Annotated in this window: 23 protein-coding genes; 12 read left to right on the top strand and 11 right to left on the bottom strand. The window is 69.2% G+C overall.

The window, feature by feature from the left end; genetic code table 11:
• Positions 1-91: 91 nt before the first annotated feature.
• Positions 92-1,222: a LacI family DNA-binding transcriptional regulator gene (locus tag ACQP0N_RS32060; protein ID WP_433116340.1), complete on the top strand. Its 1,131-nt coding sequence runs from the start codon at positions 92-94 to the stop codon at positions 1,220-1,222.
• Positions 1,223-1,313: 91 nt separating this feature from the next.
• Here ACQP0N_RS32060 and ACQP0N_RS32055 read toward each other — a convergent pair whose 3' ends face one another.
• The 4 genes from ACQP0N_RS32055 to ACQP0N_RS32040 all read right to left on the bottom strand — a co-directional run bounded on the left by ACQP0N_RS32055 (position 1,314) and on the right by ACQP0N_RS32040 (position 5,998).
• Complete coding sequence (locus tag ACQP0N_RS32055; RefSeq protein ID WP_433116338.1) at positions 1,314-1,982, bottom strand: hypothetical protein; 669 nt, start codon at positions 1,980-1,982, stop codon at positions 1,314-1,316.
• 15 nt (positions 1,983-1,997) lie between these two features.
• Positions 1,998-3,860 carry a hypothetical protein gene (locus ACQP0N_RS32050; protein WP_433116336.1) on the bottom strand — a complete coding sequence of 621 codons (1,863 nt, stop codon included), beginning with the start codon at positions 3,858-3,860 and terminating at the stop codon, positions 1,998-2,000.
• 242 nt (positions 3,861-4,102) lie between these two features.
• A complete protein-coding gene (locus ACQP0N_RS32045; RefSeq protein WP_433116334.1) occupies positions 4,103-5,332 on the bottom strand; it encodes a hypothetical protein in 1,230 nt (409 codons plus the stop codon).
• Positions 5,333-5,671: 339 nt separating this feature from the next.
• Positions 5,672-5,998: a DUF6331 family protein gene (locus ACQP0N_RS32040; RefSeq protein ID WP_433116332.1), complete on the bottom strand. Its 327-nt coding sequence runs from the start codon at positions 5,996-5,998 to the stop codon at positions 5,672-5,674.
• Positions 5,999-6,290: 292 nt separating this feature from the next.
• Here ACQP0N_RS32040 and ACQP0N_RS32035 point away from each other — a divergent pair, with 292 nt between their 5' ends.
• Positions 6,291-6,641, top strand: a complete 351-nt coding sequence (locus ACQP0N_RS32035) for a hypothetical protein (protein ID WP_433116330.1) — start codon at positions 6,291-6,293, stop codon at positions 6,639-6,641.
• A 16-nt stretch (positions 6,642-6,657) separates the two neighbouring features.
• On the opposite strand, the gene ACQP0N_RS32030 is transcribed toward ACQP0N_RS32035, so the two are convergent.
• Positions 6,658-6,891: a GntR family transcriptional regulator gene (locus ACQP0N_RS32030; RefSeq protein ID WP_355240562.1), complete on the bottom strand. Its 234-nt coding sequence runs from the start codon at positions 6,889-6,891 to the stop codon at positions 6,658-6,660.
• Positions 6,892-7,241: 350 nt separating this feature from the next.
• Here ACQP0N_RS32030 and ACQP0N_RS32025 point away from each other — a divergent pair, with 350 nt between their 5' ends.
• Positions 7,242-7,463, top strand: a complete 222-nt coding sequence (locus ACQP0N_RS32025) for a hypothetical protein (RefSeq protein ID WP_433116328.1) — start codon at positions 7,242-7,244, stop codon at positions 7,461-7,463.
• Here ACQP0N_RS32025 and sigJ read toward each other — a convergent pair.
• The gene (gene sigJ, locus ACQP0N_RS32020) at positions 7,453-8,388 is read right to left on the bottom strand and encodes an RNA polymerase sigma factor SigJ (RefSeq protein WP_433116326.1); all 936 of its coding nucleotides are present in this window, start codon (positions 8,386-8,388) and stop codon (positions 7,453-7,455) included. The two genes, ACQP0N_RS32025 and sigJ, sit on opposite strands and share 11 nt — an antisense overlap.
• 140 nt (positions 8,389-8,528) lie before the next feature.
• Between sigJ and wrbA the strand changes: the two genes are divergently transcribed.
• From wrbA to ACQP0N_RS32000, 4 genes are all read left to right on the top strand, one after another.
• On the top strand, positions 8,529-9,137 hold the full coding sequence (gene wrbA / locus ACQP0N_RS32015; protein WP_433116324.1) for an NAD(P)H:quinone oxidoreductase: 609 nt from the start codon (positions 8,529-8,531) through the stop codon (positions 9,135-9,137).
• Positions 9,138-9,342: 205 nt separating this feature from the next.
• Entirely contained in the window at positions 9,343-9,768 is a 426-nt protein-coding gene (locus ACQP0N_RS32010; protein ID WP_433116322.1) for a peptidase inhibitor family I36 protein, read from the top strand.
• A gap of 359 nt (positions 9,769-10,127) precedes the next feature.
• Positions 10,128-11,330 carry a low temperature requirement protein A gene (locus ACQP0N_RS32005; RefSeq protein ID WP_433116320.1) on the top strand — a complete coding sequence of 401 codons (1,203 nt, stop codon included), beginning with the start codon at positions 10,128-10,130 and terminating at the stop codon, positions 11,328-11,330.
• A gap of 155 nt (positions 11,331-11,485) precedes the next feature.
• Complete coding sequence (locus ACQP0N_RS32000; protein ID WP_433116318.1) at positions 11,486-12,064, top strand: TMEM175 family protein; 579 nt, start codon at positions 11,486-11,488, stop codon at positions 12,062-12,064.
• A 98-nt stretch (positions 12,065-12,162) separates the two neighbouring features.
• On the opposite strand, the gene ACQP0N_RS31995 is transcribed toward ACQP0N_RS32000, so the two are convergent.
• The 3 genes from ACQP0N_RS31995 to ACQP0N_RS31985 all read right to left on the bottom strand — a co-directional run bounded on the left by ACQP0N_RS31995 (position 12,163) and on the right by ACQP0N_RS31985 (position 16,029).
• The gene (locus ACQP0N_RS31995) at positions 12,163-13,452 is read right to left on the bottom strand and encodes a cellulose binding domain-containing protein (RefSeq protein ID WP_433116317.1); all 1,290 of its coding nucleotides are present in this window, start codon (positions 13,450-13,452) and stop codon (positions 12,163-12,165) included.
• Entirely contained in the window at positions 13,449-14,564 is a 1,116-nt protein-coding gene (locus ACQP0N_RS31990; RefSeq protein ID WP_433116315.1) for a ricin-type beta-trefoil lectin domain protein, read from the bottom strand. Before ACQP0N_RS31990 ends, ACQP0N_RS31995 begins: the two co-directional genes overlap by 4 nt.
• A 247-nt stretch (positions 14,565-14,811) precedes the next feature.
• Positions 14,812-16,029 (bottom strand): low temperature requirement protein A, encoded by a 1,218-nt coding sequence (locus tag ACQP0N_RS31985; RefSeq protein WP_433116313.1) that lies wholly within the window; start codon positions 16,027-16,029, stop codon positions 14,812-14,814.
• 156 nt (positions 16,030-16,185) lie between these two features.
• Between ACQP0N_RS31985 and ACQP0N_RS31980 the strand changes: the two genes are divergently transcribed.
• The 4 genes from ACQP0N_RS31980 to ACQP0N_RS31965 all read left to right on the top strand — a co-directional run bounded on the left by ACQP0N_RS31980 (position 16,186) and on the right by ACQP0N_RS31965 (position 19,717).
• Positions 16,186-17,025: an ABC transporter ATP-binding protein gene (locus ACQP0N_RS31980; protein ID WP_433116312.1), complete on the top strand. Its 840-nt coding sequence runs from the start codon at positions 16,186-16,188 to the stop codon at positions 17,023-17,025.
• Positions 17,026-17,150: 125 nt separating this feature from the next.
• Entirely contained in the window at positions 17,151-17,729 is a 579-nt protein-coding gene (locus tag ACQP0N_RS31975; RefSeq protein ID WP_433116310.1) for a DUF3455 domain-containing protein, read from the top strand.
• 117 nt (positions 17,730-17,846) lie between these two features.
• Positions 17,847-19,073 carry a sensor histidine kinase gene (locus ACQP0N_RS31970; protein ID WP_433116308.1) on the top strand — a complete coding sequence of 409 codons (1,227 nt, stop codon included), beginning with the start codon at positions 17,847-17,849 and terminating at the stop codon, positions 19,071-19,073.
• Positions 19,061-19,717 (top strand): response regulator, encoded by a 657-nt coding sequence (locus ACQP0N_RS31965; RefSeq protein ID WP_433116306.1) that lies wholly within the window; start codon positions 19,061-19,063, stop codon positions 19,715-19,717. The genes ACQP0N_RS31970 and ACQP0N_RS31965 overlap by 13 nt, the downstream gene beginning before the upstream one ends.
• 58 nt (positions 19,718-19,775) lie before the next feature.
• On the opposite strand, the gene ACQP0N_RS31960 is transcribed toward ACQP0N_RS31965, so the two are convergent.
• On the bottom strand, positions 19,776-21,005 hold the full coding sequence (locus ACQP0N_RS31960; RefSeq protein WP_433116304.1) for a GH25 family lysozyme: 1,230 nt from the start codon (positions 21,003-21,005) through the stop codon (positions 19,776-19,778).
• A 256-nt stretch (positions 21,006-21,261) separates the two neighbouring features.
• On the opposite strand from ACQP0N_RS31960, the gene ACQP0N_RS31955 reads away from it, so the two are divergent.
• Positions 21,262-22,257 (top strand): hypothetical protein, encoded by a 996-nt coding sequence (locus ACQP0N_RS31955; RefSeq protein WP_433116302.1) that lies wholly within the window; start codon positions 21,262-21,264, stop codon positions 22,255-22,257.
• A 74-nt stretch (positions 22,258-22,331) separates the two neighbouring features.
• On the opposite strand, the gene ACQP0N_RS31950 is transcribed toward ACQP0N_RS31955, so the two are convergent.
• Positions 22,332-23,777 carry a non-reducing end alpha-L-arabinofuranosidase family hydrolase gene (locus ACQP0N_RS31950; protein ID WP_433116300.1) on the bottom strand — a complete coding sequence of 482 codons (1,446 nt, stop codon included), beginning with the start codon at positions 23,775-23,777 and terminating at the stop codon, positions 22,332-22,334.
• Between the last annotated feature and the right edge of the window lie 247 nt (positions 23,778-24,024).

Here is a 24,024-nt window from a genome sequence, read left to right as displayed (position 1 = left end):
GTCACGGGCGGGTTACGGGCTCTTTACGAGTCTGACTGCGTAGACATGACTACGCAATCATACAGGACTATGGCCGGCGATGGGAGGTGCCATGACGCGACTGGCGAGGCCGGGTGGAAGCCCTCCGGCGCCACGCAGCGTGGACGTCGCGCGGCTGGCCGGCGTCTCCCAGAAGACGGTGTCCAGGGTCCTCAACGACGAGCCGTACGTCTCGGCCGACGTGCGCCGGCGGGTCCTGGACGCCGCCGAGGAGCTCGGCTACCGGCGCAACCAGGCGGCCCGGGCGTTGGCCTCCGGGCGGACCCGGTCGATCGGCGTGGTTACGCTCGGCAGCGCCTTGTACGGCCCGGCGTCGTGGCTCATGGGCGTCGAGCGGGGGGTCCGGGAGATGGGCTACACGCTGCGGGTGGCCACCACGATCGAGGGCGACCCGGGCGGCATCGCGAGCGCCCTGGCGTCGCTGCTGGACCAGGGCGTGGACGGCGTCGTCATCTCCGAGCCGATCGACGAGGGCGTCGGCCTCATCGGCGTCGACGTGCCGGTCCTGGTCCTCGGCGCGCCGCCCACCTTCGCCGCGCCGCAGGTGGTGACCGCCAGGGTCGGCGCGGGCCGGCTCGCGCGGGCCGCGACCGAGCACCTGCTGGAGTTGGGGCACGCGACCGTCCATCACCTGGCCGGCCCGCAGCGGTGGTATTCGGCACGGGACCGTCTCGCCGGCTGGCGCGAGGCGCTGCGAGCCCACGGCGCGGACGAGCCGCCGGTCGTCGAGGGCGACTGGTCGGCCGCGTCCGGCTACGCGGCGGGCCGGGAACTGGCCTCCGATGGCACCGTGACCGCGGTGTTCGCCGCGAACGACGACATGGCGATCGGTCTCATCCGCGCGCAGCTCGAGGCCGGGCGCCGCGTGCCCGAGGACATCAGCGTCGTCGGGTTCGACGACATCCCGGTCTCCGCCTACGTCACTCCCCCGCTCACCACCGTGCGGCAGCCGTTCGACGAGGTCGCGCGGCAGGGCCTCGCGCTGCTGGTACAGGTCATCGAGAAGCCGGACGTCGAGCTTCCACCGGCGGCCGACCAACCGGTCGAGCTCGTCGTCCGCGCCTCGACGGCGCCACCACCGCCCCGGCCGATCCCGGAACGTGGCCGCCGTGCGATCCCCCAGGCCCACGGTGGCCCGCACGGTCAGCCCGCCGGCAGCGAAGTCCCACCCACCCAGCCCTGATCAACGTCGATCCATCCACCCTCCACGATCCCTCTGCCGAGAAGGCGCGAGCGTGCAGGCGAGCATCCGCTCATCCGGTCGCCCCGGCGCTTCAACGCGGCATGGAGTAGGGCAGGGACAACGCGGCCGCCGTTGTGGCCGCGTTCCGGGCCAGGGCCTCGCGGGCGCCGTCCGGGCCGAGGGCGATCACCGCACGAACGCGTTCGAGGACCTCGTCCTCCCAGGGAATCGGGTGCGGGCGGGAACGGTTCAGTTCGCCGGCCTCCTCAGCCAGCGCCGCCGCGGTCAGCGCGGCGTCCCAGTCACCGCGGATCACATGCAGGTAGGCGAGTTCCTCGGATGCACGAATGTCGGGGTCGGTCAGGCCACGCTCCACGTCCTGGGCTTCCCATTCCAGCCGGTAGGCGAGCAAGCCCTCCACATCTCCGTAACGGTCCAGGAACGGGATGCCCTCCCGGAGTACGACGTCCCGGATGTCGGCCATCACCGATTCGTAGCCGGCCAGGGCGTCCGGCTCCGGGAACACCCCCTCCAGCCGCCGTGAGCACGTGTGGCCGTCGGCCCCCGGCACCGCGAGCAGCCAGACGATCACCTCCACCTGGAAATTGGGCCGTGGGCGCAGTGGTGGTACTGGTTGCACCGTCTGGGCGGTCCAGCCGACCGGCCCCCGCACCAGCCGGCCCTCCGCGGCATGCCAGCCGTCACCCAGAGCGGGCAGCAGGTACGCGTCGACGGCCTTCTCCCACCTACCGGCATCCACGTGATCATCCCCTTCTCAGCATCGAACGGTGATCGCCGGAACGTTCCGATACCTTGCCGGGAGCTGGTTCTGTAGGTCCCCGTACCACTTTGTTTCGAGCCCCTTGGCGCCGGTCTTCAGGTCGAGGATGAGCTCCGGTCGCAGTTCGTCCACGCCGAGCACGACATCCGGCGCCTTGGCGCCCTTCTCCCAGCCCTCCCGTCCGGTGACCGGATTCTTCCACCTCCTGGCGGGCAGACCGTTGCGGTAGCCGACCTCCGCGAAGAGGTTGGCCGACGCCGGTTCCGCACCGACGAGCTCCGCGAGTCGTTTGTGCACCCGGTCGCCCCAGTGCTGCGGGGACTCTCCGGGCCACCGCTGCACGTCTTTGCAAGCCTGCTTCGCGAGCTGTTCGACGCGGGTCTTCGCCTGCTGCTGACGGGTGTTCAGGGCTGGCGGGTTCGCGCCGGTCGGCAGGTACTCATGAGGCTTGTCCGCCGGCTTGACGCCCAACGTGCCGTTGCGTTTGATCTCGTCGGCGAGGTCGGCGGCCATCTTCTTGGCATCCGTCGTGGTGACCGCCCGGGCGACCGCCGTGTATGCGGCATACACCTGGTGGGTCTTGGGTTTCCGGGCCGGCGGGATGTAGTACGACGCGCGGCACCGGACCGTCTTCGTGTCCTTCGGCTTCATGACCAGGACTTCCGGGCAGGTCTGCACCGGCCTGCCGTCCAACGTCATGGTTATGTTCACCTCGACGGTGACCTGCTTGTCGATCGTCACGTACTTGGATGCCGACGTCACCCTGCTGCGGAGCTTGAGGTTCGCGGTGCAGCCGTTGGTGGTGCAGGGGCTGAGGCTCGCGTCGCCGGTGAGCGACACCTGGACGATGCTGTCGAGGGACTGCGCCAGTACGGCCATCTGACGTTTCACCTCGTCGAACAGCAACTGCCGCTGGTCGTCGGTGAGAACCTCTAGCTTGGCGCGCAACTCGACGTCACTCACCCGGTGCGCGATCGTCTGAAAGCCGCTTCCCGACTCGGTCACCGGGGTGGTGCTCACACCCAACAGCCGTTTCGGTTCGGCCGTACTGATCAGGTACGTGACACCGTCGAGGACCACCGCTCGTGCCTCGACCCCATCCACCGAGGTGACCACGCCGAGTCCGAGCGACTCCTCCTGCTGCGGATAGCCGTTATCGTCGATGCTCGGCACCATGCCGGTGGCGAACAGAGCCGGCGCCAGGACGTCCCCGAAGTCGAATCCAAAGAGGTCACCGGCGACCCGCACCCACCGGTTGGCAAACTTCTTCTCGCGCCCGTCGGTGATCCCGGCCGCACGCCAGAACGCCTCGCCGACCTTGAGGAACGTACGATCGCCAAGGTCCAGGATCTCGGCGGTCTGGCCGTCAGTGATCAGCTTGCCCCGCACCGTGCCTTCGTTGGTCACCTGGGCGTCCATGCTGATGCGGTCGCCGTCCGGTCCGGAGAACGACCCCTGGTAGCGGACCGCCGGCGTGGTGAGCAGCCGCTCAGCCGCCTGCCTCAACTCCTGATCGGCGGTATTCACCGCCACCTGCGCCGCAGTGGCCCGTTCCTCCTTGCCACCTGGGTTGCCGGTGAAGCGGGGCACCACGACAAGCGCGCCGATCGTGCAGATGAGCAGGAACGCCAGGGCCAGGCCACCAAACAGCAGCAGGAGCCGTCGCGGCCGTGCCGGTTCCGGCGGCAGTGGCGGTGGCGGTGGGGGTGGGGGCGAAAGCGGCGGTGGCGGCGGGGGAAGCGGTGGCGGCGTCGGGTAGCTCATCGCGCCTCGATCCATCGACAGCAAACCGGCGCTGGTCAATGTATACATTGCGGTCAAGCCCGCGTGGTGCTGCTGTGCACGGCGGACGAGCAAGCAAAGATCGGTTTCGAGTCCTTTTCGGGCGCACGCCAGGTCAAGGGTCGGTCTCCTATCACGGGAGACCGCCCCTTGACCTTTGGCACCCACAGCTGACCCCTACGCCTGCGCGTCGAGAAGGAGAGCCGAGCCGGTCCACCGTGTCCTGCTGGACGCGTGCTCGCCCAACTGCTCGAAATGCCGATTGATATTGCCCGACCCGCCCGCGGTGCCAGTGTCTGTGTCGGACAGCGAGCGCGTCAGTCCTCGTCCGGCAGTTGGTCGGGTGACCACCGACCCAGGTGCACGGCCGGTTTGCCCTCGACGTCCTCGTCGGCAAGCGTGGCCGCGTCGGTGAGGACACCGTGCATGACCGGCACCGGCAGGTGTGGGTTGGCGGCGGCTGCTCCGGCCGTTGCCGGGTCGTCGAACATTTCGAGCACGCGACTGGGTGAGAGTCGTGGGTCACCGGCCGTCGACTCCCGTACGACCGGATGCGGGTCGTTGCTGAGCCGCTCGATGAGCTTCGGCGCTGCCTCGGGATCGCGGACCACCAGGGCTCGGGCCTGCGGGTCCGGCGAGTCTGCCAGGCGGGCCAGCCCGACGCGCTGGAAGCTGGGGTGGCCCAGCAGTCGGCCTCGGGTCATCGTCGTCGCCTCCAGATACGTGTTGAGCACCGTCTCGGGGGCGACGTCCGGGTGGCGCTCGCACAACAGGAGCCGGACGGCGAAGTCGTCGTCGTTGGCGAGCGCGGCGATGTGGTCGGTGGTCAGGTGGGGGTTGCAGGCGACGCTGCGGCGTAACCCGACGTGCGCCGAGAGCACGCAGCGGCGCTGGACCTCCGGGTCGCGGGTGACGATCGCCCAACGGGCGGGCTGGATCCGGTCGTCGCGTCCGACGTGGTAGTCGATCTCCGCGCGTTGCTCCTCGCTGAGCTCGGGGCGCATCGAAACGGCGAGTCGGACCGCGGGGGACGGGTCCACCGCCAGCCGGGCGACGAGGTCGGCGGGCAGCTTGGGATCGGTGGCGGCAGCAGCGCGCGTCCATTCGTTGGTGGCGCCGGCCTGCGCCTCGGCCTCCCGCCTGTCCTGCGGCGGCTCGTCGGCCGGCGCCGGTGGTGATCCGGCCGGCCATAGCCGGGCGCGTAGGTCCTGCGGCAGCCACCGAGAGTCAACCATGATCAGTTCCAGCCTCGGGCTCCGTTCGAGCAGCCGCTCGTACGCCCATGTGGGCAACGCCGGCTGTGGCGTCCACGTCCACGCGAGGAACCAGTCAGGCCCTTCGGCGAGCGCGCGAAGCACGCCGGGTTCCGGATCCTCAACCAGCCTGGCCCGCTGTTCGGGGGTGACGTGCAGCGCCTGGGCCAGCAGTTCGCGCACCTTGCGGTCGGGGTGGTCGGCCAACACCTCGAACTGTTCGTCGGTCCATTCCTTGCGGAAGGTCAGGGCGAAATCCACCTCCTTCAGTTGCTCGTCGACGAGCCGCCGCAACAGGTCGGCGGGGATGGTGGGGTTGCGGGCCAGGCCGCGCAGCCGAGCCCGGGCGGGCTTTCGGTAGTGGGCGAGGAACGCATCGTTGACGTGCAGCGGGACCTCCGGGATTGGTCGTCAAGACCTGCGAGAAGCCACCGTAGAAGGAGAACACGCAGTTCAACAGGGCCGCACGACCGAGTGATTTACGTCGTTGCAGGCGCTAGGCTGTGGTGGCCGCAACCTGCCGATGACGCACTGTTCTGTCGCGATCGGCGCGCTGAGGGTGTCGCATATCAGTTGCCGGACGGCTATTGGGTATCTGTCAGGACAGCAGTCCTAATCGATAACCTTGACCGCTCACGACGCATCGCCGGCCGCTAGTCCCGCTTCGAATGCGGCCAGGAAATCCAGCAACTGACGCCGTGCCGCGTTGTCGTGCGTGCGGTGGTTCAGGAATGTCGATGTGACGCGGTGCGAGCGGTCCCCGACCACCTCGATCAGCTCGGCGAGTTGAAGCCGAGCCTCGACCACCGCGACCGACCCCACCTGACGGCACCACGCCTCGATAAGGGCGGGATTGGTAGAGACGGCGTCGATCCCGCAGCACGCGCGGACGCACTCGACCTCGCAGAAGATGATGCATTTGGTCAGGGGCGATGGTATTTCGACCAACACGTCGGCCATTGCCGCCTCCCTCCGCTGAGCCCACCGCGCCGGTGACGGGTGGTCGATGCTAGCGCCGTGACCGGACGCACTCCTGCGGAATACCTTTGTGGCGCTGGGTTCCGCAGCCTAGGCCCGCACTGCATCGCCCGGCCGGGCGTAGCGGATGCGTCAAGAACCTCGACGGTCGGTGGTCGGGGCGGCTGGTATGGCCTCAAGAGCGGAGCGCAGCGCCCCGCGGTCGGGTCGCCGGAGGCGTGTCGTGGTGGTGGTACGGGATGGGGAAACCGGATTTCGAGTCGCCGGCGGGGCGGTGCTGACGGTCGGTGCGACGCTGGTGGCGGCGGGTCTGTTCACGCCGGGGGAACTGCCCGGCCGGGCGTTGCTGATCGCGGTAGTGGTCGGCGCGTACGCCGGGATGGTGGCCGACCTGCGCGCGGTGGTCGCGGTGACCGCGCTGGGCGCGGCGACGTTCGTCGGTTTCCTGGCGCACCGCTACGGCGAGCTGACCGGTCCCGGCGATTCCTGGTCCTACACCGTGCTGATCGGCTTCGCCGCGGTGCTGGGGACCGGTTACCGGTACGCCCGATCGGTGACCGGGTTCCGCGCGGCGGGCGCGACACCGCCGACGACCGCGGCGCGCACCTGGCTGACGCCTCGGTGAGTGACGGTGGTGGAGGCTACGGCTTCTCGGCGACGAACGTCCCGCGCCCGGTGAAGGTGACGACGAGCCCTCGTTCCCGCAGCAGCCGTACCGCTGCGCGGACCGTTCCACGAGCTACGCCGTGCTCCTGCTGCAACGTCGCCTCGCTCGGGAGCGGCTGACGAGGCTTGAGCTTCCCGGATTCGATCTGCTTGGCGAGGAGATCGGCGAGCTGAATGTAGAAGGGGACCGGGCTCATCTCGTCAATCATGATCGACACGATATGGACGCGTTACACGGCATGGTCAGCAGGTACAGGTAGCCCGGGCTGGGCAGGCTGCACGGGCTGTACAGGTAGAATAGGCTCGACTACTCTCGAGGTCAGACCTTCGCCCAGGTAGGAGGCTCCTCGTGAAGCTCTGGCCGTTCGCCTGTCCTGCTCCACCCCACCCGAAGCGGGAGGGGGCGCGGTGAGCGCGGTGCCGTTCGAGGTCGAGCTTTCCTGGACGGTGATCGACTACCACCGCATGCAGAGGTGTAGCCGTTGCCACCCGGACGGCTGGTGCCCGAGGGCTGCGGTAGCCCGGGCACGGATCGTGGCGTGGCGACGGGCGGTCGGTCGTGCACCCATTCAAGAGTGGTGACCTCCTGCACCTCACGCCGGCGGCCAGCGTCCAGTTCTCCCGGCCGTTCTACTTCCGGCTCATCCGCGTACTGGAAGACCGGATCACGTACGACGGGTGGGCCTGGATCGAGGGGTACGAGCTGGACGCCCGGGGAGATGCGGTAGCCCGGCGGGAGCTCTTCGTCCAGCCTGGCGGTCTCCGGAAACTCAAGCCTTAGCAACCCAGGAGCGGAGCTTGTCGGGGTTGAGTACGGCCCAGATGTGTTCGATGCGGTCCCCGCTGACGTCGAACGCCATCACCGACACGATGACGCCGTCCCGCAGAGCCACCAGACCGGGCTGACCGTTGACCGTGCGTTCCCGAAGTGTCACGCCGACCGCCGCCGTGGGCCGGTCGACGAAGAAGCGGGCTACCTGCTCGGCTCCCTCGATCGGGCGGAGTGCGGCGGTGACGAGCCCCCCGCCGTCGCCGGTCGCCGTGGCGTCGGACGCCAGCAGGCCGATGAGCGCTTCGATGTCCTTGGCCTCCCACGCGCGTTTGAAGGCCCGGACGAGATCGGCACGTCGTGCCGACGAGCCCGCGTCGGGCCGTGGCACGGGGATGCGGCGGCGGGCCGACGTGGCGAGCTGTCGGCATGCCCCGGGGGTACGACCGACGATCGCGGCCACATCGGCGAAGGGGTAGCCGAAGACGTCGTGCAGGATGAACGCGACCCGCTCGGCAGGGGTCATCGCGTCGAGTACGACGAGGAAGGCCATGCTGACCGACTCGTCGAGGGTGACCCGGTCGGCGGGGTCGGCGTCGCCGCTTGACCGGCCGCTGATCCATTCGGCCCGGTCGGGGAGCGGCTCCGGGATCCATTCGCCGACGTAACGCTCGCGCCTGACCCGTGCCGAGCGGAGCAGGTCCAGGCAGATGCGGCTGGCAACCGTCGTCAGCCAGCCGCCGGGAGCGTCGATGTCCTCCTGCTGGCGGGGGGACATGGCGTACCAGCGGGCGTAGGTCTCCTGCACGACGTCCTCCGCATCGGCCAGGGAGCCCAGCAGTCGGTACGCCAGGTTGGTCAGCTGACGGCGCTCGCTGATGATCGCGCTGAGGCTCGGATCGGGCCGGTCGTGCAGCCGCTCGGGCGGGTGGGCCATGGGTTCACCGACTCCTTCGAACGATCTGGCTCACCCCTTACGACGAACCGTCGCCGCGAATTGTGCGGTCGCAGGTCGCCTCACATCTTCTCGCGCTGTCTCGTCGTACCGGTCAGAACCGCTGAGGGAGGAAATCGACCATGGAACCCGTGCACCTCGCGATCATCTACTACAGCTCCACCGGCACCATCCACACGTTGGCGCGAGCCGCCGTCGAAGGGGCCGAGAAGGCCGGCGCCACCGTGCGACTGCGCAAGGTATTCGAAACCGCCCCGGCGGCGGCGATCAGCGCCAGGCCGGAGTGGGACCAGCACCTGAAGGACACCGCGGACATTGCCGAGGCCAGCCACGACGATGTGGACTGGGCCGACGCGGTGCTCTTCGGCACCCCGACCCGCTTCGGCAACCCGGCCAGCCAGCTACGCGCATTCATCGACACGACAGGCCCGCTGTGGTTCCGGGGCAAGCTCGCCGACAAGGTCTACTCGGCCTTCACCTCATCCAACACGGCTCACGGCGGCCAGGAGTCCACTCTCCTGGCGCTGATGAACACCTTCTGCCACTGGGGCGGCATCATCGTGCCCCCCGGCTACACCGACCCCGTTCAGTTCCAGGCCGGCAACCCCTACGGCACCTCCCACGTGGTCGGCAACGGCCCGCCCGGCGAGGTGGTCCTCCAGGCGGCCCGCCATCAGGCCCGCCGGGTCGTCGACATCGCCGCCCGCCTCAAGGCGGGCGCTGCCGCCTGATCACTCGCGACGACGTACCGGACCTGGTCGTGACAGCGCGCCGTCGGAACCCGGTGCGGGGTTGAAACCGGTGGCGTACGGCGAGCGTCTGCGGGCGTCACCGGGTTCTCCGGGCCTTCCACGACCGGGATGTTCAGAAGGAATAAAGAACTGGCCGGTAGGTTCGTGGCACATTTTCTGCCGGCTATTTCTTGTTGGAGATGACGTGAAGAAGCGCAGAGCTTTCGCGGCCACGTTCGCTACCACCGTGGCCGTCGTGGCCTCGGTGACGGTCGCCCCGACGGCTGCGCAGGCGGTGTACAGGTGCGCCGAGAAGTATGTGGAGGTCTGCTTCTACGAGAACTTCGGCTGGACGGGTTCGACCATGGCGTTCCGGACCGTCGATGCCGGTGCCAGCTTCGCCGATTTCCGCTGGTACCAGTACACCAACGGAAAAAACCTGAACGATTCAGCGTCCTCCGTGTGGAACGGCAGTAATCACACGATCGGTGTCTTCGAGCACGGCTTCGCCGCCGGCAGTGGCGGCGGCAGGATCACGTTCGTTCCCGCGCACAGTGGAGTGGATTTCAGGGGCGGCGGAGACGAGATCCCGAACGACTCCGCATCAGCGTTCGTGGTGTTCTACGACTGAACCTTGGCGTGAGGGCTGCTCATCGGCGGCCCCACATCCACCTGGCGCCCCGGACGTCGGTCGGGCGGCGGGTGCCTACGTGAAGCTGAGGCCATCGGCCCGGGCGCGTTTGAGTTCGGAGAACGCCCGGCAGCCGGCGAGGTGGACCCCGTCGAAGACGCGAGCGCCTACTGGCGAAGTTGACGCGGACCGCAGGTTCTTGAGCCCTGCACATCGGAGCGCGTTACCGGTCTGCGTGGTCCGGACGCTTCGGGCGGTGACGCCAAAGGGCGGCGGCATGTCGTACCGACCCCGATGGGCCGCCGAAGGTGGTATCAATTCCCAAAAGGTGAAGAATCCGGGCAAGGTCGGGCGGCGGAATGTCGACAGGCGCAGCAACGCTGCTTCGCAAGGCGGAGCAGCCGCAGCGGCCGAGCCTCCTGGAACTCTTCTTCGACCTGGTGTTCGTCTTCGCGCTCAACCGGGTCTCCCATCGGCTCGTCGAGGACCTGACCGAGGGGCGAATGGTCCTCGCCGAGGTCGGCGAGACGTTCCTGTTGCTGATGGCCTTCATGTCGCTCTGGTTCGTCACGGCGTGGGTTACCGATCTCTACAACTCCGAGCGGCCACAGGTCCAGTTTGTGGTCTACACGGCCATGCTCGGCGCCCTGATGATGGCGGTCGCGGTGCCACAGGCGTTCGGTGCCGGGGGTCTGGTCTTCGCCGGCTCGTACGTGGCGGTGCACATCGTCCGTGGCCTCGTCATCGTGCCGGCGTTGCGCGGTCTGAAGGCCCAGAGTCGGGCGGCGGGGGTGCTCCTGTGGTTCTCGATGTCCGCCGTCCCGTGGATCGTCGGGGCGCTGCTGCCGGATGCGGCGCGGACGGTGCTGTGGGCGCTCGCACTCGCCATCGACGGTACGGCGCTGCTGCTCTTCTACCCCGCGCCGTGGAACATCTCCAGCCGACCGGGCTGGCCGGTGTCGGCGGAGTACATCTCCGAGCGGTATCGGCAGTTTTTCATCATCGCGCTCGGTGAGCTGATCCTGACCACCGGATCGGCCTACAGCGACACGTCGTTCCAGGAGGGCGGCGCCGCCGTGGCGTTCGCCGTTTCGTTCGCCACGACCGTGCTGTTGTTCCGGGTGTACCTCTTCAAGGCGGGCCAGTTGCTGCCCGGGGCGCTCACGGCCGCCCGTGACCCGGCGCACCTCATCCGGGAGGCGTTCATCGCCCACATGCTCATGGTCGTCGGCACCGTCGCCATCGCCGTCGGCTACGAAATCGTGATCACCCATCCGTTCGGGCCCACCGATGCCTCCTGGATCATCGCCATCCTCGGCGGACCGGTGCTGTTCCTGGCTGGACGAATGCTTGTCGAACACGCGGTGTTCGCGCGGGTGTCCCGCTCCCGGCTGATCGGCGCTCTCCTGCTGGTCGCTGTCGCGCCCGCGATGATCCTCGTCCCGCCGCTGGCCGTGGCCGGCACCGCCGTCGCCGTCCTGGCCGGCATCGCCATCTCGGACGGGATGCGCGCGATGGGCAAACCGCCCGAGCAGCCCTCTCCACCCGGCGTCGGAGGTTGACGCATGATCCCATCTATGGCGTTTCGTCCATTCGGCCGGGCAGGCTGATGGCCAGGCGGTGGCGCTTCCGGCGGCGGACACGACCGGGGGATGAGGCTGCGCTGCAGGGCAGCGCTCTCCGAGACCCGAGCCGGACCGTGTTCTTCAGTGATGGCGTGTTCGCCATCTCCATCACGCTTCTGGTGCTGGAGATCCACCCGCCCGAGGACACCTCCAACCTCGGTCGGGGTCTGGTCGAGCTGTGGCCCTCGTTCCTGGCGTACGTGCTGAGCTTCTTCCTGATCGCCTCGATCTGGACCAACCACCATGTCATGTTCGACCAGGTCGTCGCCGCTGATCGCGGGGTGCTCCTGCTCAACACCGTGCTGCTGATGACCGTGGCGTTCCTGCCGTTCGCGGCCTCCGTACTCGCGGCGGCTTTCCGCAACGGGTCGGGTGAGCCGCTCGCCGTGTTGTTCTTCGGCGGCTCCTTCGGCCTGGGCGCGATCTTCTTCAATGCCCTCTGGTGGTACGCGCTGCGTGCGCCGAGACTGTTGAATCCGCGGGTCAGTGCGCACGCGGGCAGGCTCGTGGGTAGACGCTTCCTGGCGGGACCGGTGCTGACTCTCCTCGGTGCGGCGGTCGGTACGGTCGCCCCCGCCGCCGGGCTGGTCATCTACGCCCTGATGATCCCCGTCTTCTGGCTGCCCCTGCCCGCGCTCGAACCGGTTCTGCTCGACGACGAGGATCGCTGACGGCGCCGTTGGGCATGATGGCGCTGACCGGGCAACTGATCGGACCCGCGTGGCGGTCGTCAGCGGACTCCACAGGCCGACGACCGCCACGCGGCTGTTCACGGGCTGGTGCAGGTTGGCGACGGGTTGGTCGGCGTACCGGTGGCGAGGAAGCCGAACGTGGCCGTGCCGCCCGGGGCGAGCGAGCCGTTGTAGGTGGCGTTGCGGACGGTCACTGTCGAGCCGCTGGTGCTCAGCGTGCCGTTCCAGACCTGGCTGATGCTCTGCCCGTTGCCCAGGGTCCAGCGGACGGTCCACCCGTTGACGGCGGTCGTGCCCGCGGTCACCGTGACCTCACCCTGGAAGCCACCTGACCACGAGTTGACCGTGTGGTAGGCCGCGGTGCAGGCAGCGTCGGAGGGCGGCGGCGTCGTCGGTGGTGGCGTGGTGGGTGGCGGCGTCGTCGGAGGCGGCGTCGTGGGCGGTGGCGTGGTGGGCGTACCCGTGGTGGGTGGTGGTGTCGGTTCACCCGGCGGCACAAGGGGGCAGGTGGCGCTGTACCGCGACACGCCCCGGCTGTCCGCCAGCGGGCAGAGGAACTGGGTGTAGCGGGTGTCGTTGTCGAGGAACGTCTTCAGCCAGGGGATCAGGAGCCGCATCTCGGTCGGGTTCGACCTGGTGAAGGAGAGGTGGTCGTTGCCGGCCAGCTCGGCCCAGGCGTGTTCCACCGTTGCCGGCAGGCTGTTGTAGATGCCCTGGACGTACGAGGGCGTGACCGTCCCGTCGTTCTGGCCGGAGATGAGCATGGTCGGCACCTGGGTGCTGGACATGTTCAGGTTGTTGCCGGGGGTGCCGGGCGCGAGACCGACCGCCGTCTTCAGGGTGGGCCGCCGCAGCGAGGCGAGCAGGGTGCCCGCGCCGCCGGCCGAGTGGCCCATGACGCCCAGCCGGTTCGGGTCGACCCGGTTGCGGACCGGGCTCGTCCGGGTGAGGTAGTCCAGCGCGGCGAGCAACTGGGTGGCCCGGGCGTCGGCGCCGTCGGTACGGCTGTTGGTCTCGATGCCGATCACCACGAACCCGAAGGACGCCAGCCAGGGGCCCATCCAGGCCTCCTCGTTGGCGAACAGGGCGGAGTAACCGGGAACGATCGCGATCGCGCCCCAGGTGCCCAGGCTGGTGTCGGTGGGGTAGTAGACGTACCCGCCGTTGAAGCCGTTTCCGGCCGGCACGGTCGCCTGCGTCGTGGCGAACGGACCTCGGGTGGCGGCCACGCTGGCCAGGGTGGGGTCCGGGCCCCGCTGGTACGGGCTGTCCGCGACCGCCGCGTCCCGGGTCGTCGTGGCCAGCGCCAGACCGAGGACCACCGCGAGTCCGGCCGTCAGCCATCTGGCCGTGCCGGGCCGCTTCATCGACGACTCCACTGCTGGTTGGTCTGGCCCGTGCACGTCCAGAGGACGAGCTTGGTGCCGTTGCCGGTGCCCTGGTTGTAGGGGTCCAGGCAGAGGCCGGACTGCACGCCGGTGATGGTGCCGTTGGCGTTGACGTTCCACTGCTGGTTCGTTCCGCCGTGGCAGTCGTAGATCGTGACCAGGGTGCCCGGCGAGGTGCCGTAGCCGGCGGCGTCGAGGCACTTGGTGCCGTACACCGTCAGGGTCTTGCCGGTCGTGTAGGTCCACTGCTGGTTGGCGCCGCCGTGGCAGTCCCACAACTGCAGTTGCGTGCCGTTGGTGGTGGTCGAGCCCGGGACGTCGACGCACCGGCCGGACCGCGTGCCCACGAGCGCCGTGGTGGTCTGGCCGCCGCCGCTGCTCGGGTTGCCGATGCTGCCGGGGACCGACTGCAACGCGCTGTACCAGCGGGCGGCCATCTTGTCGTATCCGCCGGCTGTGGGGTGGACGCCGTCGATCAGGTCGGCGGTGGTGAGGGCGCTGTGCATGTCGACCAGGTGTACGCGCTTACCGGCGTTGACCTTGCTCTGCACGATGCCGGGGATGGCCGCGTTGAAGGTGCGGGCGGCGTTCTCCTGGTTGCTGTTGGAGAGCGGGATGAGTTGCGCGACGAAAACCTCGGCGGTGGGCGCGGTGGTGGTGATCTTGTCGATCAACGTGGAGAGCCGGTTCGGCGCGGTGCTCACGTTGTAGTTCTGCAGGATGTCGTTGGTGCCGATGTGCAGCAGGACGGTCGCCGGCCGCTGGGTGTTGAGCCAGTTGACGATGTTCGCGTCGATCTGGTCGATCCGCCAGCCGGGATGCCCCTGGTGGTCGTGGTCGCCCAGGCTGGCTGGCCCGTTGAACTGCGATCCGACGAAGTCCACCGTGTACCGGCCGGCGGCGAGCCGCTGCCAGAGCCCGATGCGGTATCCGCCGGGCACCTGCGTGCCCTCGGTGATGGAGTCACCGAGCGGCATCACGCGTACCCCACCGTTGGACTCTGCGCTGGCGGGACTGGTGGGTGCCACCACCCCGGCGATCACGACACCGAGCGCGGCGAGTGTCGCGAGCCATCGTGCCCTCGTTCGCATGGATCTCCCCTTGGTTGGTAGAGCTGGCCGAGGGCGTTGGCCGATCGGTAGGGCCGCCCGGGCAGTCGACATCCGAAGAGGGGGCCGGCCGGACCGAGCAGCCGCCGGCTGCCGGGCGTGGCCCGGCTCGCGCCGATCGTCGGATCGGCACGGCGTTCTGCCTCAGCACTGGGACGAGTGTGAGCGCTAACACAGACGAGTGTAGATTCATTGGCCCGATCTGGTCTACCTCGGCGGCGGCCAGGCCCTAGCTCGCCAGGGCGCGGGCGCGAAGCCGCCAGATATCGGTGACCGTCATGCCGGCCAACACACTCGTGGCGACGATCGTGACGAGGACCGGATCGAGCATCGTCAGTACCGGCGACGCGGCGACAAGGAGAGCGAGCCAGGCCAGGCGCGATTTCGGTAGCTGGTCCAGCAGGAGGTACTCGGAGTTCATCCGTCCGATCACGAACAGGACCGGTCCGCCGACGATGAGGACCACCCAGGTGGCCGGGGTGGTTCGAAGGTGTTCGTGAAGTACGAGTTCCACGCCGGCGGACGTGGCGATGACCCCGGTCACCACGAGTGTGTAGACGTACGGTGCCAGGTAGGCGGACTGGAGTGGGTTTCGGTGCGCGGACCGGTCGACGAGATTGTTGCTCTGCAACGCGTAGATCTGCCAGAACAGCAGCGCCGTGAGGATCGCGGCGGCGAACGCGACCGCTCGGGCCGGGGTGTACGGAGTGCTGGCGAACGCAAGCGTGGTCGTCAGTGTCAGTTCGCCGAGCGCCAGAATCGCGATCTGCTGATAGCGCTCGCCGAAATGAATGCTCAAGCGACTGTAGTGCTCCAGCGGTATCGGGCCGCGCAGCGGCCTCGGGTAGCGCACCGCCGCCGCCACATAGTCGATCGCGAGCGCACCGACCCAGAGGCCGGTACGCCAGGTCGGCTCGGCGAGACCGCCGGCGATCCACAGCACCCCGGACACGACGAACCAGAAGAGGAGGCGTTCCTCCCGCTCGTGCGCCCGATGGGGACGCAACGCGATGATCAATGTGAGTCCCCGGGCCAGGTGAAGGCCGACGTACGCGACGGCGAAGAGTAGGCCCCGCCCGCCGTAGGCACCCGGTAGGGCGACCGCGATCAGGGACACACCGATCACCGTGCCGACGACCACGCCCTGGACCGCCCGGAGCTGTGGATCGTAGAACTCGGTGGTGTTCACCGTCACCGACCAGGTCCACCAGGCGGCCAACAGCAGGACGAGCCTCTGCCCCAGACCACCCCAGGTGGGATCAGCGGCCAACTGCACCGACAACTGCGCGAACACGGCCACGTAGAAGACGTCGAAGAACAACTCCAGGAGGGTGGCCCGAGCCGACGAGCTGGGTTTGCGTCGTGGCCCGGTCGGGTCCGCCCTCGTCATGGCTTCGCCGCCCCCGCTGCCGTCGTCCGCCCACGCCGCCGCGACGACGCCGGACATCCGGACCCGGTGGCGTACGGCACACGGCTACCAACGAGTGAGCCCGCCGAGGGATACCGCGACGGCGCGTACGACGGCGGTGGCCCTGGTCACTGACCCGCACGGCCGGTCTGTGGCACCGTGCAGGGCGACCGTCGCCGTACCGATAGAGGGCCCATGCTCCCCAGGACCGCCGAGCCCCACCCGCCGTCTCCCGTCGTCGAACTGTGCGACGTGACGTTCCGGCGGAACGGCAAGCAGATCCTGCACGGCATCGACCTCACCGTGGGCGAAGGCGAGCACTGGGCGCTGCTCGGCCCGAACGGGGCGGGCAAGAGCACGCTGCTGGGATTCTGCGGTGCGCTGACCCACCCGACCTCGGGGACCGTACGGGTCCTCGGTCAACGACTGGGCCGCGTCGACCTGCAGCAGCTCCGCAGGGCGATCGGTCACGTGAACCCCCGTCACCCGTTGCGGTCACCCCTGACGATCCGGGAGGTCGTCCTGACCGGGCTCGTCGGGTCGATCGACCTGCCGCCACGCTGGCAGCCGACCCGGGACGACCGCGACCGGGCGGACTCCCTGCTGGGCATGTTCGGGCTGGTCGACAGGGCCGACGAGCGCTGGCCGACCCTCTCGCAGGGCGAGCGGGGTCGTGCCCTGATCGTCCGGGCGCTCATCAGTCAGCCCCGACTGCTGCTGCTGGACGAACCCTCGACCGGTCTCGACGTCGCGGCCCGCGAACAGTTGCTCGAGACCATCGACCTGCTCCGCGAGACCCACCCCAGCCTCGCCTCGATCATGGTCACCCACCACCTCGAGGAACTTCCGGCGACGACCACCCACGCCATGCTGATCAGCGGCGGCAGCGTGGTCGCCGCCGGCCCGGCCGACGAGACGGTCACGACCGCGCAGGTCTCGGCGGCCTTCGCGCACCCCATCGAGGTACGCCACGAGGACGGGCGCTGGGCGGCCCGCGCCGGGTCCGTCCGACGGGTGGCGGCCACCACCGCCTGAACCCCTCCGGTACGCCTTCGGGGTGAACGGTCGATCAGATCTGGCGCGGTTTTGATCGCCGTCCGGATTTCGCCCGTAAGGATTCACGTGGGCGCGGATTCGCCCACCCGAATCGGAGGAATCCCATGCAGAAGACGTCTCGATCCCGTCTCCGGGGACTCCTGGTCCTCGGTGCGGCCGGTGTCCTCGCGGCGGCCGGTGCGGTGACCCATCAGGCGTCCGCCGCCGAGGTGCCCGCCCCGGTCGCCGTGGGCCCCGACGCCCGCCGGGTCGACATTCCGCGTATCGCCAAGGCGATCAAGCCGCCGGCGGGATCCCGGCCGGTGGGCGCGTACGTCGTCACCCAGGGGACGCAGACCTACACCTGCACCGGTGGCGTGTTCACCGGGGCCTCCGTGCCGGAGGCCCAGCTCGTCGGGACCGGCGGCCGGATCCACCACTTCAAGGGGCCGAGCTGGCAGTCCCTGCGCGACAACTCCCTGATCACCGCCAAGAAGACGGCGGAGAGCCCGCGAGCGGGAACGATTCCGGAGCTGCTGCTGACGGTGGACAGCCACAGCGGCACCGGCATTCTCGGCAACGTGGCGTACATCAGTCGGCTCCTGACCTCGGGCGGCGCCGCCCCGGCGGGCGCCTGCACGGACGGCGCCACGACGTCGGTGCCGTACGGCGCGGTCTACGTCTTCTGGGCGGCGAAGCGGTAACCCGCGACGGCGAATCCCCCAGCTCGACAACCGCTGGTACAGCAGGCTGTACTTTCCGCCGCGGCCGCTGCCGAGGGTGCCCACCGTGACCTATGTTGGCGCGGGAGGTGGGTGGCGATGGCATACGTGCGAGGCCGGTTCCGGGCCTCCGTCGACGCCCTCGAACACCTCGTCGGCGGGCTCGGCACCGCCCTGCTCGCGTTGGGCGCGCTGCTGTGGGCGGCGGTCGTGGCGCTGATCTGCCTCACCGGACTGGGCCGAGGACTGGTGCCCGGCGCCCTGCGCGCGGTGCGCTCGGTGGCCGATCGGGAGCGGGCCCGGCTGACCCGTTGGGGCACGCCGATCCCGGCGCCGGGGCCGGTGCAGGAGGGGCTGCGGGAGGCGGCACGCGATCCGTTCGTCCGCCGGGAAGTCGGGTGGATCACGCTGCACTCGGTCATCGGACTGCTGTCGGGGCTGGTCGGCCTCACGATGCCGCTGAACGCCCTCCAGGAAATCACCTTTCCGCTGTGGTACCGGCTGGTCGCACCCGAGGACGGCGCTCCGGGGATCGTCTGGTGGCGCGTCGACGGGCTGTCCGAAGCGCTCCTGGTGGGCCTGCTCGGGGTGGGCTGGCTGATCGCCGCGATCGGGTTCGGCCCGGCGCTGGCCCGTGTCCAGGCCTGGCCGGGCCGGTTGCTGCTGCCTCCGCCGCCGGGGATCGACCTGTCGCTGCGGGTGGCCGCGCTGACCGCCACCCGGGCCGCCGCGCTGGACGCCCACGCGCTGGAGCTGCGCCGCATCGAGCGGTCGCTGCACGACGGAACGCAGAATCGGCTGGTCGCGGTCAACGTGCTGCTGGGGGCGGCGCGGCGGGCCGTGCGGCGTGACCCCGACCGCGCCGACGAGATCCTCGGGCAGGCGCAGGACGCGGCGGAACAGGCCCTCGGCGAACTCCGTACGGTGGTGCGGGGCATCCTGCCGCCCGTGCTGGACGATCGAGGTCTCGCCGGTGCGCTGGCGGGTCTGGCCGCGAGTTGCGTGGTGCCCTGCCGACTCACGGTCGACGTGGCCGTCCGCTGCGCGGCATCGGTCGAGGCCACCGCGTACTTCGTGGTGGCCGAGGCGCTGACAAACGTCGTCCGGCACAGCGGCGCGAGCCGGGTGGACGTCGTCGTCCGTCGTGAGCAGGGTCAGCTCCTGGTGACCGTCGAGGACGACGGGCGCGGCGGCGCCACCGAGACGCATGGCTCCGGGCTCACCGGCATCCGCCGGCGGGTCGAGGCGTACGACGGGCGGATGGCACTGACCAGCCCACCGGGAGGACCGACGAGGATGCGGGTGGAGTTGCCGTGCGGATCGTGATCGCCGAGGACGACCCGCTGCTGCGCGAGGGGTTGGCGCTGCTGCTGCGGGCGGAGGAGTTGGACGTGGTGGCCACGGCGGGTACGCCCGGCGAGTTCCTGGTCGCCGTCGACGAGCACGCGCCGGACGTGGCGATCGTGGACGTACGGATGCCGCCGACCCACACCGACGAGGGCATCGTGGCCGCGGTGGAGGCCCGGCGACGTCGCCCGGGCCTCGCGGTGCTGGTCCTCTCGGCGTACGTGGAGCAGGCGTTCGCCACCGAACTGTTCTCGGTGGGCGCGGCCGGGCTCGGCTACCTGTTGAAGGAACGGGTGGGCCGGGTCGAGGAGTTCCTCAGCGCGCTGCGCCGGGTCGCCGACGGCGGCAGCGTGATCGACCCCGAGGTGGTGGCCCAACTGCTCGCCCGCAACCGGCGGACCGACACGGCGCTGGGCGAGCTGTCGCCCCGCGAGCGCGAGGTGCTGGGACTGATGGCCGAGGGGCTCGGCAACACCGCGATCGCCGAGCGGCTGTTCGTCACCGAGGGGGCGGTGCACAAACACATCCGGAGCATCTTCGCCAAACTCCAACTGCCGCCGGACGACCGCGCCGACCGCCGGGTCACCGCGGTGCTGCGTTACCTGGACGGCGGGCAGCGGTAGCACCGGAACCGCCTGCCCGGCGCCCCCGCGAAGGGGGGCACCGGGCAGGCGGCGGCGATCAGAGGGAGATGCGGTCGAACTTCTCCCAGGTACTGATGGACGTCCGGTTGGCGATGAGAGGCTTGGTGCCCTTGCTCTCGGCCACCACGTATCTGCCGTTGGCCGCGGCGCGCAGGCTGATCGTGCCATCCGAGTTGTTGACGATGGTGAACTTCTCCCACGTGCTGACCTTGGTCCGGTTGGCGATCAGCGGCTTGGTCCCCTTGCTCTCCGCGCTCACGTAGCGACCGTTGGACCGTGAGCGGAGGGCGACGTAACCGCCGCCGGCACTGATCACGTCGAACTGTTCCCACCGGGCAACGGTGGTGCGGTTGGCGATCAGCGGCTTGGTGCCGGCACTCTCGGCCACCACGTAGCGCTTGTTCGACCGCGAGCGGAGGGCGACGGGAGGCGCGGCCACCGGAGTGCTGGTGAGCTTGGTGAGAGCCGCAAAGGTGCCGTTGAAGACGTTCTGGCTGTAGTTGCCGGGCTGGCTCGGGTTGCCGGCGGCGTACTGCCAGATGGTCTCCGTGGTCCAACCCGCCGGCAGCGGCGGCCGAGCCGTGGTGTAGCCGGCGATGTCCAACGGGTTGGCGCCGAACGATGCGTTCTTGCCGGTGCAGGGATTCCAGTAGTTGGTGTTCGTGTAGATCATCGGGGGCCGGCCGATGCGTGCCTTGACCTGGTCGGTGAAGGACTTGATCCAGCTCGACATCTCGGTCGGGGTGAGCCCGTAACAGGTGGGCGCCCCGCTCCAGTACGGCCACTCGATGTCGACCATCGGCACGAGGGTCTGACCGTCCTTGGCGAACTTGGCATTGTCGACGAAGAAGTTGGCCTCGTTGATCGGGTCGCGCTTGTCCGGCCGGGTGAAGTGGTACGCGCCGACGAGAAGCCCGGCGTCCTTGGCCGCCGCGTAGTCCTCGGCGAAATACGGATTGAGGTACGTCCGACCTTCCGTAGCCTTGACGTAGGCGAACTTGACGCCGCTTGCCGCGACGGCCGGCCAGTTGATCGGGCCGAGGTTGTGGTCGTGGCTGGAGACGTCGATTCCCCGGACCGTGTAACCCGCTGGGATGGCGGCGCTCTTGGCCATCGCGGAGCTGCGCGCGCCCGGGGCGATGCCGGCGTTCGCCCGGCCGCCACCGTCGACGGAGGGGTCGTCGGCCTGCGCCGGCTGTGTCACGCCGAGCGCCGTAGCAACGGCGAGACTGGCGGACATCAGCACGCAGAGCAGTCTTCTAGGCATGGTGAGGTGGGGTTCTCCTTGCTCGCGAGGTCAATTGACCATCGGCGTGGGCCCGGAGAGTATCCCTTGTCGACGATGGGTCGCGCTGTCCTGCGCACCGGAATTCAGATCATCGGCACCTGCGTCGAGCCGTACGGTGGACATTTGGTTTCGCCTTTCCCCATTCGATTCGCAGGTGATCACCCTGTTCGCGGCACGGGTGCGACAAGACAAGGGCATGCTCGTCATTACCGCGAAGCGAACCAGGGGGATCTTCTTGACGGAGAACACGGCCGACGGGGGGCACAAACCCGGTGAGCTCCGTACGGTGCTGACCGTCGTGGCGGTCGGGATCGCGCTGGCCGTGGCCTTCGTGACCTCGTACACCCTGGCGTTGGACCGACCGCCGCCGAACCGCATCCCGACGGCGCTCGTCGGGGACGCGACTGCCGACGCGGGGGTCGCGCAGGAGCTGCGGTCGCGCATGCGCGGCGCGCTGCGGTACCAGAGCTATCCGAACGCCGGAGAGGCCCAGCGCGCCATCGAGCGACAACGGGTCTACGCGGCGCTGGTGGTGGAACCCGGCGGTTCGCGGCTGCTGGTCGCCAGCGCCGCCGGCAACACACTCGCCCAGGTGCTGCGCAACGCCGCTCTACAGCTCAACGAGCAGAGCGGTCGGGAACTGTTCGTGACGGATGTCCGGCCGCTGCCCGACACCGACCGCTCGGGCCTGGCCGCGTTCTACGTGATGATCGCCGCGACCCTGCTCGGCTTCCTGACGGCCCTGCAACTGCGCATCAACGTCGGCCGGCTGCCCCTGCGGACCTGGCTCGCCATCCTCGTCGGCCTCGCCGTCGTGGGTGGGATCGCGCTGGCGGTCACCGTGGGTCCGATCCTCGGGGCGCTTCCGGCGTCCCTCCCGGCCCTCTGGGGTACGTTGGCCGCCCAGATCGCCGTCACCGGCCTGTTCAGCACGCTGATGGTGATCCTGATCGGCCGGTGGGCGGTGGTACCGACGTGGCTGATCTTCATCGCGATCGGCAACGCGGCCTCGGGCGGTGCCGTGGCGACCGCTCTCCTCCCACAGCCGTACCGGACCATCAGCGTCATCCACCCGAACGGGAGCGTCATCGCGCTGTTGCAGACCACGTCGTACTTCCCCGAGGCGGTGGGCGTACGACCCGCGCTCGTCGAGGCGGCGTGGCTCGTCGGCCTGCTCGGACTCGTCCTGCTCAGCGCCAGATTGGTACGCGACGGCCCGCGCTGGAGGTAATCATCGCGAGCTGTGCCGCCACGAGGGCGGGCCCGGCTGTGCCGGGCCCGCCCTGCGGGTGGTGGTGGGTCGGGTCAGCGTTGCAGGGTGAGCAGGCCCGGGCGGTACGGCAGCAGGCCGTAGTCGACGCCGTTGGAGGAGGGCGATCGGCCCTGGTAGAGCAGTTGGAGGTTGCAGGGGTCGACGGTGAAGGTCTGGTCGGCGCTGGTGCGGATCAACTCGCCGTGGCTGATGTCGTTGGTCCAGGTGGCGCCGCTGTTGGCCTTGCCGGCGAAGGGGTTGCTCTCGGTGGCGGCCTGGGGGGTCCAGCTGCCGTTGAGGCTGGTGGCGGTGAAGGAGCGGAAGTAGCGGCCCTGGCCGCCGATGGCTTCGACGATCATGAGGTACTTGTTCTGGCCTTGGAGTTTGTAGACCTGGGGTGCTTCGAAGAGGTTGTTGGTGGTGTCGCTCATGATGGTCGTGTAGCTGGAGCCGAAGCTGCTGGGGAAGTTCCCGATGGGCATGCTGGCGCGGTAGATCTTGCCGTTGTCGCCGGCGAAGAAGAGGTACATGTTCTGGTCGTCGGCGATGAGGGTCTGGTCGATGGGGCCGGTGCCGGAGCCGGTGATGCTGCCGGTGAACAGGGTCTGCGCGGCGGACCAGCCGTTGGCGTTGGTGGGGTCGGTGGAGGTGCGGTAGGAGAACGCGGTGCCGCCCCACTGGTAGGCCAGGACCCAGATGTTCTTGGGCGCGAAGTAGAACAGGGTCGGCGCGACGGTGCCGCTGTTCATGGTGTTCTGGCTGGCCGAGCCCATCTCCGACCAGTTGGTGAACAGACCGAAGTTCATCGAGCCCCACCGGGTGCCGAAGTCATGAGTCGTCGCGTAGACGAGCTGACGTCCGTTGTAGGGCGCCACGGTGAAGTCCTTGAGTGACACCCAGCCCGACTTCGGCTGCGCCAAGGCTCCGGTGGACGACCACCGGTACGACGACGGCAGGTTGCACGTGGTCGGCGGCGGGGTGGTCGGCGGCGGGGTGGTGGGTGGCGGGGTGGTCGGCGGCGGAGTGGTCGGTGGCGGGGTGGTCGGCGGCGGCGTGGTGGGCGGCGGAGTGGTGGGTGTGGTGCCGCCGTTGCAGGTCACGCCGTTGAGGGCGAAGCTCGTCGGTGCCGGGTTGCTGCCCGTCCAGGAGCCGTTGAACCCGAACGACGCCGTGCCGTTGGTCGCGATCGAACCGTTGTAGCTCACGTTCCGCGCGGTCACCGCCGCCCCGCTCTGCGTCAGGGTGGTGTTCCACGACTGCGTGATCGTCTGCCCGGCGCTGTACGACCACGTCAACGTCCAACTGCTCACGGGATCACCGAGGTTCGTGATCGTGACGTTGGCGCCGAAGCCACCCGGCCAGTCGGACGACACGGCGTAGTTCACCGAGCAGCCCGCTGCGGCCGCGCCGGCCGGCAGCGCCACCGCAACCGTCGCCGACGCCAGTAACGCGACACCGGCCGAGACGACCCCGAGATTGGTCGGTCTGAATATGGTCATCGAGCACCCTCCTGACGGGACGGCGGCCTCCACATTCGTGGGAGTCATTGTTAGGTGAGCGTTAACAGCCGCTTCGAGTATGTTACGGGAGCGCTCCCAAACCATCATCCTCGATGTCTCGCCGACACGTGAACGACCTCATCACCCCGCTGACCAGGGCTTCAGCAGGTGCCTACGGTTGCCGGTCGGGCAGGGTGCGGGCACCGGTCACTGCGGGCCGGGTGGTCGACAGAGCGAATGATGGGGT

Origin of the sequence: Micromonospora sp. CA-246542, assembly GCF_050942905.1 — a bacterium.
In the GTDB taxonomy this organism is placed as follows: domain Bacteria; phylum Actinomycetota; class Actinomycetes; order Mycobacteriales; family Micromonosporaceae; genus Micromonospora.
The sequence above is the reverse complement of the archived record's forward strand: the minus strand, read 5'-3'. Positions and strand labels throughout refer to the sequence as shown.

What these genes read in the sequence shown, in the direction of transcription:
- ACQP0N_RS32060 (WP_433116340.1), top strand. Translation starts at nt 92, where the DNA reads ATGACGCGACTGGCGAGGCCGGGTGGAAGCCCTCCGGCGCCACGCAGC.
- ACQP0N_RS32040 (WP_433116332.1), bottom strand. Translation starts at nt 5,998, where the DNA reads ATGGCCGACGTGTTGGTCGAAATACCATCGCCCCTGACCAAATGCATC.
- ACQP0N_RS32030 (WP_355240562.1), bottom strand. Translation starts at nt 6,891, where the DNA reads ATGATTGACGAGATGAGCCCGGTCCCCTTCTACATTCAGCTCGCCGAT.
- sigJ (WP_433116326.1), bottom strand. Translation starts at nt 8,388, where the DNA reads ATGGCCCACCCGCCCGAGCGGCTGCACGACCGGCCCGATCCGAGCCTC.
- wrbA (WP_433116324.1), top strand. Translation starts at nt 8,529, where the DNA reads ATGGAACCCGTGCACCTCGCGATCATCTACTACAGCTCCACCGGCACC.
- ACQP0N_RS32005 (WP_433116320.1), top strand. Translation starts at nt 10,128, where the DNA reads ATGTCGACAGGCGCAGCAACGCTGCTTCGCAAGGCGGAGCAGCCGCAG.
- ACQP0N_RS31995 (WP_433116317.1), bottom strand. Translation starts at nt 13,452, where the DNA reads ATGAAGCGGCCCGGCACGGCCAGATGGCTGACGGCCGGACTCGCGGTG.
- ACQP0N_RS31990 (WP_433116315.1), bottom strand. Translation starts at nt 14,564, where the DNA reads ATGCGAACGAGGGCACGATGGCTCGCGACACTCGCCGCGCTCGGTGTC.
- ACQP0N_RS31985 (WP_433116313.1), bottom strand. Translation starts at nt 16,029, where the DNA reads ATGTCCGGCGTCGTCGCGGCGGCGTGGGCGGACGACGGCAGCGGGGGC.
- ACQP0N_RS31980 (WP_433116312.1), top strand. Translation starts at nt 16,186, where the DNA reads ATGCTCCCCAGGACCGCCGAGCCCCACCCGCCGTCTCCCGTCGTCGAA.
- ACQP0N_RS31975 (WP_433116310.1), top strand. Translation starts at nt 17,151, where the DNA reads ATGCAGAAGACGTCTCGATCCCGTCTCCGGGGACTCCTGGTCCTCGGT.
- ACQP0N_RS31970 (WP_433116308.1), top strand. Translation starts at nt 17,847, where the DNA reads ATGGCATACGTGCGAGGCCGGTTCCGGGCCTCCGTCGACGCCCTCGAA.
- ACQP0N_RS31960 (WP_433116304.1), bottom strand. Translation starts at nt 21,005, where the DNA reads ATGCCTAGAAGACTGCTCTGCGTGCTGATGTCCGCCAGTCTCGCCGTT.
- ACQP0N_RS31950 (WP_433116300.1), bottom strand. Translation starts at nt 23,777, where the DNA reads ATGACCATATTCAGACCGACCAATCTCGGGGTCGTCTCGGCCGGTGTC.